The organism is Leucobacter faecis (assembly GCF_054456635.2).
In genome coordinates this window covers 16,863-30,425 of the sequence record NZ_JBTJEP020000001.1, presented here as the reverse complement: position 1 = coordinate 30,425, position 13,563 = coordinate 16,863, and the positions used below count along the sequence as shown (strand labels likewise).

Sequence of the window (13,563 nt, the reverse complement as noted above, 5' to 3'; positions counted from 1 at the left end):
GCTTCACAACCGGGCGTTGTCACACCGCCCGAAGGGAACCAGGTGCCGATTATGTCGCTGACGTCTACCCACGCGCGCACGCAAACCCCCAAGAACGGCCTCGGCCCGCTGCAGTACACGCGGGCACGCACCGAAGATTTTCCGCCGATCGCCAAGGCCTACACGAATGTTTCGCGTGAGGTGCGCGAGGCGGGGCTACTCAAGCGCGCGCAGGGGTTCTACGCGGTCGTGGGTGTGGCACTGGCTCTCGGGTTTGCCGCCGCTGCGACCGGTTTCATTCTGCTGGGCGATAGCTGGTTTCAGCTGCTCATTGCAGCGGGCGTAGGCCTGCTCTTCACCCAGGTCGCGTTCATCGCGCACGAGGCGGCACACCGCACCGTGCTTGCGACCGGCCCGGCTAATGATCGGCTCGCCCGCGTGCTCATCGCGTTTGTCGGCATGAGCTACGACTGGTGGGATTCGAAGCACAGCCGCCACCACCAGAACCCCAACAAGGTCGGCAAAGACCCCGACATCGAGGTCGACACGATCTCGTTTATCGAAGAGGACGCGGTGAATTCACGCGGCCTGGTGCGCGCGATCACGAAGCGCCAGGGCTGGTTCTTCTTCCCCCTGCTCACTCTCGAGGGCCTCAACCTGCACCTGCACGGGTTTAAGCACCTGCTGCAGCGCGGGCCCGTGCGCGGTCGCTGGATCGAGCTGTCGCTCATCACAGCCCGCTTCGCACTGTTTTACACCCCCATCTTCATGTTTCTGCCGCTTGGGCTCGCCTTCGCGTTTGCGGGCGTGCAGATCGCCGTGTTTGGCGTCTATATGGGTGCCTCGTTTGCCCCGAACCACAAGGGCATGCCCGTCATCGCCCACGACGCGAAGCTCGACTTTTTCTCAAAGCAGGTGCGCACCTCACGCAACATTCGTGGCGGCTGGTGGGCGACGGCCATGTTTGGCGGTCTCAACTATCAGGTTGAGCACCACCTTTTTCCCAGCATGTCGCGCCCCTACCTCGCGAAGGCCCGCAAGATCGTGATGGAGCACTGCCGCACACTCGACGTGCCCTACACCGAAACGTCGGTGTTGCGCTCGTACGCAATCGTCATCGCATACCTCAACCGGGTGGGTCTTGCCGCCCGCGACCCGTTTGCGTGCCCGGTTTCGGCACAGTACGGACGCTAACCGCAGCATCTGGCGCTGCCTACCCGCTCGGGGCGCGTAGGCTTATTCCATGCCCAGCCCCGAGTTCGTCGACGCCGTACTCGATGTGGTGCGCCGGATTCCGGCGGGCCGCGTCATGACGTACGGCGATGTGGGCCTCGCGGTCGGCTCGAACGCGCCCCGCGCGGTGGGCCGCGTGATGGCGCTCTACGGCCACGCGGTGCCCTGGTGGCGGGTTGTGCCCGCCAGCGGTCTACCACCGCAGGGCCACGCGCGTCTCGCACTGCCGCACTACCTCGCCGAGGGCACGCCGCTACGCTACCCGCGACCCCACGGCGAGGCTGCCCCGAACCCGACGACGACGTCACCCACCGACCCCGAATACCGGCTTGCGCTTTCTAGCGCGCGCCTGCCCTACACGCACGAAATCTACGCGGAGGTCGCCCTGTGAGCGAACACGTCACCCACTCCCCCGAGCCCGAGACCGTCCCCGCGGCCGATTTCGAAACCTCGGGGACCGCTCCGGATCACCCCGGCGGTGAAGCTGGGCTGCGGCTCGGGTTCGTGCGCGGCATCGCTCCCACCAAGTGGGCGAAGCGCTACCTGGTGGCGACGCACACGCGGCTTGAGCTCGTGCCGGTCGCGGCCGCGTTTAGCCCCCGCACGAAAGCCAGCCCCGACTACGACATGCTGCTCGAGCGCACGGCGCCCGGCATCACCCCTGACGGCACAGGTATCGCGGGCGACGCGGGCAACTCGGGCGACCGGCGCGCCCTGCGGCTCTACGACGAGGGCATCGCGCTCGTCGTGAATGTCGATCACGAACTGGCCAGCGAGACCGAGATCACCGCGGCCGACCTCGCTCTCGTGCCGCTGCTTGACCACCCGGATCACGCGCCTGAGTGGCCCGCCGCACAGCCGTGGGCGGATCCGGATTGGAAACCGCGGAACGCCCGGGCCGCGCTGGATCTCGTGGCCACAGGAGCGGGGGCGATGTTGCTGCCGATGCCGCTCGCGCGGCACCTGTCGAGCAAGAAACAGCACGCGCTGCTGCTTGTGACAGGCGAGGGAGCTCCCGCGGCGACGACCGTGTGGGCGACGTGGGAGGTGAGCCGCGATGACGCCGACGTGCAGCAGCTCGCGGGTATCTTGCGTGGTCGCACCGCTCGCAGCTCGCGCGAGGGATCGCCAGCGGCGGGCTCGCCCACCGAAGCGAAACCCAAGCAAAAGCAGCCAGCGCCCAAGAAGCAGCAGCCCAAGCTCAAGCCCAACTCGCGTGGCGCGCAGCTCGCAGCTGTGCGCGAAAAGGCCGAGCGAGCGAAGGCCGAGAAGCGGGCGGCGGCGCGCAAGGCGAAGAAGGGCGGTGGCAAGCGCCGCTAGGCGATGAAGCGCTCGACCACGAGCAGCGCCGCGAGCACGATCATCATGGCGCCGCTCGCGTACGACACGAACCTGGCGAGCTCAGGGTGCCGCGCGATGACACGCTTCGAGGTGAATGCGACGAGCGTGTAGACGACGAACACGGTGAGTGTGAAAACCGCGCCGAGCACGAGCATCTGCGCGCTCGCCGGCCACGCCGCCCGCAGCGACACAAACTGCGGCAGCAGCGCCACGAACAAGAGGAGGCCCTTCGGGTTCGTGCCGCTCGTGGCAACGCCCTTCACAAACATGCGCCGCAGCGATCCGGGGGTGCCCGCGGCCTCGGCGTAGCGCGCCTCGTTCGCCGAGCGCAGGGTTTGCACGCCGAGCCACCCGAGGTACGCAACGCCCGCGACCGTGATCACGTCGAGCGCGCGGGGCGTCGTCGAAACGAGCGTCGCGATGCCAAAGGCGGTCGCTACGGTGAGCAGCAGGTATCCGAGCGTCAGCCCCGTCACGGCGGGCCAGATGCCACGCCCGCGCACGCCCGTCGCGATTGCGTACCCCCAGTCTGCGCCGGGGAGAAAGGCGAACCCGATGCTCGAGATAGCGAATGCGCCAAACAGTGCCATGTCCATGCTCTGAAGCGTAGAGATTTAGGCGCGACAAGTGCTTGTGTGTTTCACCACGAAACCCCGTACCGTACGCATATTATTATCGCTATGGACGCGATCGATAGAGAAATCTTGCACGAGTTGCAGTTATCGGGCAGAGAAAGTGCGACCACGCTTTCACAGCGCGTGGGCCTCACCGTCGCGCCCACCCTGCGACGCATGAAGGATCTCGAAACTTCGGGGGTGATTCGCGGTTACCACGCCGATATCGACCCCGAGCGGGTGGGGCTCTCGTTTGAGGCGATCGTGTTTGTGCAGATGAACCTCACCGACTCTGACACGATTCGCGAGTTCGAGCGGCAGGTCGACGAGCAGCCGCAGGTGGTGGAGGGCCAGCGGCTCTTTGGCGACATCGACTATCTGTTGCGCGTGCTGGCACCCGACCTGATGAGCTACCAACGGTTCTTTGATGAGGTGCTCACCGGCCTGCCCGGAGTACGCAAAATCACATCGACCATCGTGATGAAAACGCTCAAGGCTCCCATCGTGGTGCCGGTGTAGCCGGGCACAGTTACGTGCTGTGCCCGGCTAGGCTCCGCAGGACCCTACCTGTCGGCGAATCGGTCGGTCGCGCGTACGAGCGCGTCAACGATGCCGGGCTCATCTGACGAGTGGCCCGCGTCTGCGATCATCTCGAAGTGCGCCTCGGGCCACGCGCGGTGCAGGTCCCAGGCCGTGCGCGCAGGCGTGCACACGTCATACCGCCCCTGCACGATCACGCCTGGAATGCCCGCCAGTTTCTCGGCCGCGTCACGAATCAACTGCCCATCTTCCATGAAGCCACCGTGCGTGAAGTAGTGGTTCTCGATGCGCGCGAACGCGACCGCCGCCGGCGCGTCCTGCCTTGTCGCGGCGATGCCCGCCAAGTCGGGGTGTAGCTTGACCGTCGACTTCTCCCACACGGTCCATGCGACCGCCGCCGGCACGTGCACGGCGGGGTCCACATCGAAGAGACGCCTGTGGTACGCCGCTACCAGGTCTGCGCGCTCAGCCTCGGGAATCTGCTCAAGATACTCCTCCCACACGTCGGGGAAGAGGTGGGAGGCGCCGTCTTGGTAGAACCAGTCGATCTCTGTCTTACGCAGCGTGAAGATGCCGCGCAGCACGAGCTCGGTCACACGCGACGGATGAGTCTGCGCGTAGGCGAGCGACAGCGTCGACCCCCACGAGCCGCCAAACACCTGCCAGGTGTCAATTGCGAGATGCTCGCGCAGGGCCTCCATGTCTGCCACGAGGTGCCAGGTCGTGTTGGCGGCGAGATCGGCGGCGGGGTCGCTTGCGTGCGGCAAGCTGCGCCCACACCCGCGCTGATCAAACAACACGATCCGGTACCTGGCGGGGTCAAAGAACCGTCGCTGATCGGGCCCGCAGCCACCGCCGGGCCCGCCGTGCACAAACACGACGGGCTTGCCCGCCGGGTTACCGCACTCCTCCCAGTACACCTCTTGGCCGTCCCCCACAGCCAGCAGGCCGTGGGCGTTGGGTTCGATGGGCGGGTACAGGCTGCGCAGTTCGGTCATACTCTCCACTGTAGCCATTAGCCAGTGCTTGCAGAGGCTACAGCGTCTACAGCGTCTACAGCGCCCCGACGAGGCCCGTCATCAGTGAAATGACCATCGCAATCACGAATGCGTTGAACGCGAAACTCACGATTGTGTGCGTGCGCACGGCGGCGAGCGCCGCCGAGGTGCGCGGCGTGGCGGCTGTCATCGCCCCCACCGACGAGATCATCACTGCCATTGACACAAAGTCGGTGAACACAGGTTCTTCGGTGATATCGAACTCGAGGGTCTCGCCCGCCGCGTGCAACCGCAGGTAGCGCAGGGCAAACGCGATCACCATAGACGCCCACGACGAGCCGACCGTGATGATGACGAGCGCCGCTAGCCACAGCATATTGCTGCTGTTGCCGAGCATTGTGGCCACCACGGCAACGACGAGCGACGCTCCCGCGGCCGAGAGCGCCCAGTCGCCTGCGCCGCCGAAGCCGAGCAGCTTCGCCGCTACGCTCGGGCCCCGGTGGTGCTGCGTCGACGCAAGTGCCATGAGCGCGGGCCGTGGCGTTGCCCGGTAGAGCCGGTAGGTCCACACCGTGTACAGCACTGAAAACGTCGACAGCGAGCCGCACAGTGCCGCAAACCCCAGCGTGGGGGTCAGGTCAGCGCCGCGTACTACCGCGATGGCGAGCGGCGCGAGCAACACGACAAACGAGACCGCCAGCGCGACCATCGCGCGCACTGTGTCGCTGTGCGCGCGACTGGTATCTAGCGGCCGTACTGGCTCGCTTGCTGGCTCGCTTGCAGGCTCGTTTGCAGACACACTTGCAGGCCCACTTGCAGTCTCGTTTGTCTGCCGCGCCCCGGGCAGGGGCGAGTCTGAGAGATGGTCTTCGCTACGCACCCGCCCAGCTTAGCTGCGCGCGGCCGCCCGAGCCTTCGCCTGCTTGTGCAGCTCTTTCTCGTGAATCGGCCAGCGGCCAGCATCGCGCTCTGCTTCGACGTACGCCTGAGCTTCGGCCTGCCGTTCTGCCTCAATGCCCGTCGCAATCTCGGCGCGCAGCAGGCCAGGAGTGAGCCCAAACGCATCGACGAGGTCACCGGCGTGGTCGCGCAGCCGCCCGATCAAGCGGTCGACGTAAGCGGTCACCGCCTCGGCTCGCTGCCCCGAGAGGCGGCCAGCGATCAGGTACCACGCCGCGTTCTGTTCGATGAGTGAGAACCCAAACAGGTCGCGCAACCACGTGAGCACCTGCTTGGAGCCGGGATCTGCGAGCGCGTCGACGGCCTCGGTAAACGCCTCCCACTGCAGCAGCTCGGCGTGCGCCCGGGCGGCCGCGATGAGCTTGTGCTGCTGCGCGTTAAACGCTTCTTCTTGCGCGGCGGCGCGCGCCTGTTTGTCGGCCCGGTCGATCCCCTTGCCTGCGTCGCGCAGCACACCTGCGATCTCGGCAACCATTGTCTCAACGCGGTCGGCGAGCAGCGCGCGTTGCGCTTCGGGTGCGCGCAGGCTCTCCACCGAGCGCGCCACCTGCCCGAGGTCGGCGATGCTCTGCCCCATCTGACGCAGGCCGAACCTGCTCACCCGATCGCCCAGCTGCGTCGCCGCGGCCTTTGCGATCGCGGCTTTATCGCCGCCCGCAAACTGTGCCGCGTAGTCCTTCAGCAGCCGCTTACCTACGAGCTGCAACAGCACGTTGTTGTCGCCCTCAAACGTGACATAGATGTCGAGGTCGGCGCGCAGGCTCGTGAACCGATTCTTCGCCATAAACCCGGCACCTCCGCACGCCTCGCGCGCTTCTTGCAGGGTGTCGAGCGCCGCCCAGGTCGATAGGGGTTTGAACGCCGCCGCGAGTGTTTCGAGGTCTTCGCGGTTTTCTTCGGTGTCGCGGGCGCCCGAGAACACTTCGTCAAACACGGTGAGCAACCGCTCATTCGCAAATGCCATCGCATAGGTCTGCGCAAGGCGAGGCAACAGCCGACGCTGATGCTGACCGTAGTCGAGCAGCACGGTCTCGCGCCCCGAGGCCCCCGGAAACTGCCGCCGCTCATTGCCGTACGTGATCGCGATTGCGAGCGCCGCCTGCATCGCGCGCACGGCCGAGCCGTCGAGCGATACGCGCCCCTGCACGAGCGTGCCAATCATCGTGAAGAAGCGGCGACCCGGGCTTTCGATGGGTGACGTGTAGGTGCCGTCAGGCGCCACATCGCCATAGCGATTGAGCAGGTTCGTACGCGGCACCCGCACGCGCGTAAAGTGCAGCCGGCCGTTATCGATGCCGTTGAGCCCGCCTTTCACTCCGTCGTCTTCGCTGCCCACACCTGGCAGCATGTCACCGGCAGGCGTACGAATTGGCACGAAGAATGCGTGCACACCGTGGTTCACTTCGTTCGTGATGAGCTGTGCAAACACGACCGCGGCCTGCCCGTGCAGCGCCGCGTTGCCGAGAAACTCCTTCCACGCGCCCGCAAACGGCGTGTGGATCTCAAATTCTTCTGACTCCGGATCATAGGTTGCCGTCGTACCGATTGAGGCGACGTCTGACCCGTGCCCGATCTCGGTCATCGCAAACGCGCCCGGTAGCTTCAGGCTGATCACGTCGGGCAGCCACTTCTCGTGGTGCTCCGTTGTGCCGAGGTGCAAAATAGCGGCGCCAAAGAGACCCCACTGCACGCCACCCTTAATTTGCATCGAGGGGTCGGCCAGCACGAGCTCTTGAAACGCCGCAATGTTGCCGCCGTGGTTGTCGCTGCCGCCGACGCTTGCCGGGAATGCGCGCTGAATGGCCCCGTTTTCGACGAGAATGCTCAGCTGCCCCAGTGCACGCTCGCGGTGCTCGGCCATCGGTTGCCCGGCAATCGTGTGCAGTCGCGGGTCTTGGGCGAGCGCCCGCGACTCGAGTCGCTCGGCCTTCCACCTGCCGAGGAGCGCGTCACCCACCTCTCCCACATCGATCTTTGCGGCCTGTACGGGGGTCGAGAGGGTGCGGTGGTCGCTCATCGGTGCTCCTTTGTCAGCTCTGTGCGCGCCGGGCGTTCTTGAATCAACTGTTCAAGAATCCTCGGCTCTAACGTCAGCCTAGGGAGCGCGTGACCGACGCTCAAGCGTGTGGGGGCCGTGCTACAAACGTGGCCGGGCCCCCGCCACACTGCTTGGTGATGATCTACATAAATAGCAACCGGTTTATGTGGAGTTCATCTAGAACTAGCGCACCTTGTGCACCGCTACCGCAGTTTGTCACCGGGGGCGAAGTCGCCAAAGAAGCGCGGCTTCACGCCCGCTTCTGCGAGCATTGCCTCGGTGCGCTCCTGTCGCGCCCGCGAGATCAGCAGTACGGCGCGACCGTCGCTGCCAGCGCGCCCCGTGCGACCGGTACGGTGCAGGTAGGTCTTGTAGTCGCTCGGCGGGTCGGCCTGCACGACCAGGTCGACGCCGTCGACGTGAATGCCGCGCGCCGCGACGTCGGTCGCGACGAGCACCGCGACTTTACCGTCGCTGAAGCGTTCAAGGTTGAGCTCACGCCGGGCCTGGCTGAGGTTTCCGTGCAACTCGACAGCGCGCACCCCGTCATCGCCCAACATTTGCGTAATCCGCTCGGCGTTCGCGCGCGTGCGGCAAAACACCATCGTGCGGCCGCGCCGCTTCGCGAGCTGCGTAATGACCGCGTCACGCTCGGTACCGCGCACCAGCAGCACGCTGTGGTCGACCCGTCCCGGCGCCTTCTCTTCGGCCTCGTGCACGACCGGCTCGGGCAAGAACTCTGCCACGAGGTCTGACACGTCGGCGTCGAGGGTGGCAGAGAACAGCAGTCGCTGGCCGCCGTTTACCGTCTGCCGCAGCACCTTCTGCACGGGCTCGAGAAACCCGAGCTCACACATGTGATCGGCCTCATCAATGACGCTCACGAGCACCTCACGCAGGTCGAGCCTGCGTCGATCTACGAGGTCTTGAATGCGCCCGGGGGTGCCGATCACAATGTCGACGCCACGCTCGAGTGCGTGCACCTGCGCGTCGATGGGGGTCCCCCCGACGAGCTGCGCCGTGTAAAAACCCACCGAGCGCGCGAGCGGTTGCACGGTTCGGTCGATCTGCAGCGCAAGCTCACGCGTCGGCGCGAGAATCAGCGCCTTGGGGTGGCGCACGGCCTGCGGGCGCGGACCCTCAGTGCGCACGCCGCGCTTGCCCGCGGATTTCTTGGGCGCGCGAGCGATATGCCCCTCGGCCTTCAGCTTGAGCATGCGCTCCACGAGCGCCGCCCCAAACGCGATCGTCTTGCCCGAACCGGTGTTGGCGCGACCGAGCACGTTGCGCCCGGCGATCGCGTCAGGGATCGTCGCGACCTGCACTGGAAACGGGCTCTCAGCCCCCAGCTCACCGAGCACGCGCACGAGGTTGCCCCCCAACCCGAGACTCGCAAACGTGGCCTGTGCCGCATCGGCCACCGTGGTGCGCACGGCCTCGGGCAGCGGCGCGCGGTGTTGCTCGCGCTGCCGCTCGAGCACGGCTTTCTGTTGGTTGCGATTCTCGCGCGTGACCCGCGGTTCTCGCGTCTCGCGTTTTTCTCGCGGCGCGCGATCGGCGTCTGGCTTCGAAGCCTGCACCTCGTAGCGTGTCGTTTTCTTGCGAGGGTTACGCCCCGGTTCGTAGTTTGCGGGCGGCTTGAACCCGCCGCGTCGGCCCTTGGCCATGTCTCAGTGCTCCTCGCTCGGCGCGTGGCCGGTGGGGGTTGGCCGGTCGGAATCTTCCGCCGGCGAAGTCGCTTCTTTCATCAGATCGTCCCAGCTCAGCTCGCCCGTGACTGGCGGCGCGCCCGCGGGTGGCCGCGTAATCGGCGAGGCGTGGGGCTCAGGCAGCACGAGCGGCGCAATCTCGTCGGTCGCGTTCCACGTGTCAGACGCAAAACCTCGGTGCCCGGCTGCTGGGGACTGGGCGGCACGTTCGGCGCGCATCGGCGGCTCTGGCTCCGGATCCGCGGCAACCCCGGGCACCGAGGCCGCTTCGGCCTCCGCCGCTGTTTTGGCCTCCGCGCCGAACCCGAGCCCCTCAAGCGCTAAGTGCATCTCAGCGGTCGGCGTGAGCTCAGCGATCGGCCCGGGCTCAGCCGTCGGGTCGGGTTCAACCGTCGGGTCGGGTTCAACCGTCGGGTCGGGTTCAACCACAGGAGTGAACTCGGCCACCGGAGTGAACTCGGCCACCGGAATAGGCCCAGCCAGCGGAACGGGCTCAGCGACCGTCATGGGCTCAGTCTTCGGGATCAGTTCAGTGCGCGGGGTGCGTTCAGTGCGCGGGGTACGTTCAGCGCGCACTGTCGTCTCGGCGGGAGCCGTGGCCTGCACGGGGATTGATCCGGAGCGCCTGGGCCCTGGCTCCCTCGCCGCAGCCGCGCCGGGAGCCGCTGCAGCGATCGCGCCGCCGCGCGTGCTTGCCGCCGCGCCGAACAGCGCGAGGGCCCGTTTGGGCCACCGCCCGACCATGGCCACCAGGGTACTCACACCGCCTGGGCCACCCGAGCCACCGAAGCCACCGGAGCCTCCCGAGCCACCGGAGCCTCCCGAACCGCCGGAGCCGCCCTCCGTCGCGCGCCGCGGGCCGTTCCCGCCGCCGCGGCCCTCGCGCCCCCGCTCAACAACGTAATAAAGAGTCGGGAGCACCACGAGCGTGAGCACCGTTGATGAGAGCAAACCGCCAATCACAACGACAGCGAGGGGCTGCGAAATGAAGCCACCCTGCCCCGTAATGCCAAGCCCCATGGGCGTAAGCGCGAGGATAGTCGCGAGCGCGGTCATCACAATGGGGCGCAAACGCTGCATCGTGCCGTGCAGCACCGCGTCACGCAACTCGTCGCCGCGCGCGCGATACTGATTGACGAGGTCAACGAGCACAATCGCGTTCGTCACGACAATGCCGATGAGCATCAAGACACCAATGAGCGAAGCGACACCGAGCGGGATTCCCGTCGCGATGAGCAGCAGCAGCGCGCCCGTCGCCGCGAACGGCACCGACGCGAGCAGCAGCAGCGGCTGCAGCAAACTGCGGAACGTGGCGACCATGACGACGTACACAATCAGGATCGCCGCGAGTAGCGCAATGCCGAGCTGTTCAAAAGCTTCGGCCTGTTGCGCCATCACACCGCCCACCGCGGCTGTGGCTCCCGCTGGCAGGGCGACAGACTCGAGCGCCGCGTCCACCGCCGCGCTCGCGGCGTTCAGGTCGTCGCCCGCAGGTAGCGCCGACACTGTGACCGTGCGTGCCCCGTCTGCCGTATGAATTGAGACGGGGCCGTCGGCAACCTCAACCGTCGCGAGAGACTCGAGCGGCATGGGGCCCACCGCCGTCTGTATCGTGATCGCTTTGACGCCTGCCTCATCGGTTGGCACTGCGCCGAGGCTCAGGTAGACGCTTGTGACGTTAGCATCGCGCGTGATCTGGCCGATCTGCTGCGACTGCATCTGCTGCGCCAGCTGGCCCGCGACCGCCGCCTCATTGAGCCCCGCCTGCGCCGCTGCTTCGCGATTCACGGTCACACTGAGGTAGGGCCGTGACTGCCCGAGGTCGCTCTCAACCTGCTTGAGGCCCGACTCTTGTTTGAGCGCGTTGAGCACCGCGTTGCTCGCGTCTGCCAGCGTTGCTTGGTCGGGGGCCGCCACATTCACGGCGATCGACGACGACATGCCAGCTCCCCCGCGCGACTCGCTTATCGCGAACTCGCCCGCGTCATCGAGCGCCTCAACCGCGGCTCGAATCTCGTCTTGCACGCGAGGCTGGTTTGCGCTCGGATCAGTGGTGATCGAGTAGTTCACAGCTCCGTCGCCACTGCCGCCACCGAACATGGCGCCCATTCCACCGCCGCCACTACCAATGGTCAGTTGCACTGACTCGACCGCGGCCACGGTGTCAAGCGCCGCCTCGACTTTTTCGGCCTGAGCAAGTTGCGCTTCAAGGCTCGTGCCCGGCGCGAGAGTCTGCACCAGACCAACGGAGTTCTGTTCGGCAGCGCCCATGAAGTTCGTCTTCATGAGCGGTGTGGCGGCGACCGTTGCACCTAAGATGAGGGCCGCTGCGATGAGCGTGGCCGCGGGTTTTGCCAGTGTCCACTCAATGATCGGCCGGTAGCCGCGTTGCAGGGCCGTAGGTGCTTCGCTGGTTACACCCCTGCCCTCGCGAGTGTTGTGGCTTCTGTTGGCGCCGTCGCTGCGGTTTTGCCCGCGGCGCCGTTTGGGCGCAGACTCGCCCCGCAAGAACCAATACGCGAGCACGGGCACAATCGTGAGCGCCACGAACAGCGAAGCCGCGAGCGCGATGGTCACGGTGAACGCGAACGGTCTGAAGAGCTCACCGACCATGCCGTCGACAAACGCCATGGGCAAGAACACGGCCACCGTCGTGACAGTCGATGCGGTGATCGCGCCGCCCACCTCGCGCACTGCGCGCACGATAATGCCGGCCCTATCACCGGCCGCGTCTACCCCGGCCTCGCCAAAGTGACGCTTAATGTTTTCGATGACCACGATTGAGTCGTCAACGACCCGACCGATAGAAATGGTGAGCGCGCCCAGCGTAAGCATGTTGAGCGTGTAGTCAGCGAAGCCCAGGCCAATAAATGTGCACAGCACCGAAACTGGAATCGAGATCGCCGTGACGATTGTTGCGCGCACCGACATCAAGAACACCAAAATCACGAGCACCGCGAACAGCAGCCCGAGCAACCCCTCAACAGTGAGGGTTTCAACCGACTGTTCGATGTAGGGGGCCTGGTCAAAAATAACGGTGAGCTGCGCACCCCCCAGTTGGTCTGCGAGCTTGTCGAGCTCAGCCTGTACCGCGTGCGAGACCTCGACCGTGTTGGCGGCCGACATCTTAGTCACCGCGATCGTGAGCGCCGGCTTGCCATCGACGCGCGAAATGCTCGTTTCTGGCGCCTGCTGGAGCTCGACCGTAGCGTACGCACCAATCGTGAGCGGCGCAGCTGGGGCGGCAGGAGCGACCTCTTCTGGCAACACAGCCTCGTCACCGGGCTGCTCGGCCTGGTCAGCGGGCTGCTCGGCCTGGTCAGCGGGCAGCTCTGGGCTGACCGGCGGAACGGCCGTGCCCGGAATTGGCAGCGCGGCAATCGCTTCGACCGAATCAACCGTCGATCCGGCCTGCACTGCGAGCGTTCGGTCACCGTCCGAGACTGTGCCCGCCGCGAGCAGCACCCCGCTCTGCTGCAGCGTGTCTGTGAGCGTCTGAGGCGAAAGCCCATCGCGCGCCAGCGTCACGAGGTCGGGGGTGATCACCACGCGCTCGGCCCGATCGCCCGATAGCTGCGCGTCGCGCACACCGTCGAGATCGCTGAGCTTGGGCGTGACGAGACGTCGCACCAGCTGCGCCGCTTCTTCGGCGCTCTGCCCCTCGCCCGGTGTCACCGCCACCTGAATGACCGGAAAATCGTCGATGCTGCCCGACATCACCTGAGTGTCGGCCGACGCTGGCAGAGCAGCCCCCAGACGGCTGATCGCGCGTTCAACCTTTTGCTCGGTGACGGCCAGGTCAACACCGTAGGTGAACTGGGCCACCACCATCGATGCTCCCGTACTCGATGTCGCTGTTGTGCTTTCGAGCTGTGGCACCCCACGCATGGCAGTCTCAATGGGGTTTGAAACATCTGCGTTCACCACTTCGGGGGCGGCCCCCGGGTAGCTCGTAACAACCGCTATTGCCGGAAACTGAACTGACGGCATGAGCTCCTGCTTCAATGAGCCCGCCCCGATCACCCCAAACACGGCAGCCACGATGGTCACGAGTGCAATCAGTGCGCGGTTTCGTAGGCTGAACGCCGTGAGCAGATGCATGGCTTTGATTATTCCATGCGCGCCCGCACACCCGCCGGGAGCATAATGTC

The 13,563-nt window shown here is 66.0% G+C and carries 10 protein-coding genes; 4 read left to right on the top strand and 6 right to left on the bottom strand.

The window, feature by feature from the left end; all coding sequences use genetic code 11:
* Window positions 1-51 precede the first annotated feature (51 nt).
* The 3 genes from ACXR2T_RS00135 to ACXR2T_RS00125 are packed head-to-tail and all read left to right on the top strand — an operon-like array spanning window position 52 to window position 2,532.
* Window positions 52-1,173, top strand: a complete 1,122-nt coding sequence (locus tag ACXR2T_RS00135) for a fatty acid desaturase family protein (RefSeq protein ID WP_458838142.1) — start codon at window positions 52-54, stop codon at window positions 1,171-1,173.
* A 49-nt stretch (window positions 1,174-1,222) separates the two neighbouring features.
* Window positions 1,223-1,603 (top strand): MGMT family protein, encoded by a 381-nt coding sequence (locus ACXR2T_RS00130; RefSeq protein ID WP_458811589.1) that lies wholly within the window; start codon window positions 1,223-1,225, stop codon window positions 1,601-1,603.
* On the top strand, window positions 1,600-2,532 hold the full coding sequence (locus ACXR2T_RS00125; RefSeq protein WP_458811591.1) for a LysR substrate-binding domain-containing protein: 933 nt from the start codon (window positions 1,600-1,602) through the stop codon (window positions 2,530-2,532). The genes ACXR2T_RS00130 and ACXR2T_RS00125 overlap by 4 nt, the downstream gene beginning before the upstream one ends.
* Here ACXR2T_RS00125 and ACXR2T_RS00120 read toward each other — a convergent pair.
* Window positions 2,529-3,149: a LysE family translocator gene (locus ACXR2T_RS00120; protein WP_458811593.1), complete on the bottom strand. Its 621-nt coding sequence runs from the start codon at window positions 3,147-3,149 to the stop codon at window positions 2,529-2,531. The genes ACXR2T_RS00125 and ACXR2T_RS00120 overlap by 4 nt on opposite strands.
* An 84-nt stretch (window positions 3,150-3,233) precedes the next feature.
* Here ACXR2T_RS00120 and ACXR2T_RS00115 point away from each other — a divergent pair, with 84 nt between their 5' ends.
* The gene (locus ACXR2T_RS00115) at window positions 3,234-3,686 is read left to right on the top strand and encodes an Lrp/AsnC family transcriptional regulator (protein WP_458838143.1); all 453 of its coding nucleotides are present in this window, start codon (window positions 3,234-3,236) and stop codon (window positions 3,684-3,686) included.
* Window positions 3,687-3,730: 44 nt separating this feature from the next.
* Here ACXR2T_RS00115 and pip read toward each other — a convergent pair whose 3' ends face one another.
* From pip to ACXR2T_RS00090, 5 genes are all read right to left on the bottom strand, one after another.
* Entirely contained in the window at window positions 3,731-4,705 is a 975-nt protein-coding gene (gene pip, locus ACXR2T_RS00110; RefSeq protein WP_458811597.1) for a prolyl aminopeptidase, read from the bottom strand.
* 55 nt (window positions 4,706-4,760) lie between these two features.
* Window positions 4,761-5,414 (bottom strand): DUF1345 domain-containing protein, encoded by a 654-nt coding sequence (locus ACXR2T_RS00105; RefSeq protein WP_458811599.1) that lies wholly within the window; start codon window positions 5,412-5,414, stop codon window positions 4,761-4,763.
* Between the two features lie 180 nt (window positions 5,415-5,594).
* Entirely contained in the window at window positions 5,595-7,682 is a 2,088-nt protein-coding gene (locus tag ACXR2T_RS00100; RefSeq protein ID WP_458838144.1) for an acyl-CoA dehydrogenase family protein, read from the bottom strand.
* Between the two features lie 224 nt (window positions 7,683-7,906).
* Window positions 7,907-9,370 (bottom strand): DEAD/DEAH box helicase, encoded by a 1,464-nt coding sequence (locus tag ACXR2T_RS00095; RefSeq protein WP_458838145.1) that lies wholly within the window; start codon window positions 9,368-9,370, stop codon window positions 7,907-7,909.
* Between the two features lie 3 nt (window positions 9,371-9,373).
* Window positions 9,374-13,513, bottom strand: coding sequence for an efflux RND transporter permease subunit (locus tag ACXR2T_RS00090; protein WP_458838146.1), 4,140 nt, complete (start codon window positions 13,511-13,513; stop codon window positions 9,374-9,376).
* Window positions 13,514-13,563: the final 50 nt, after the last annotated feature.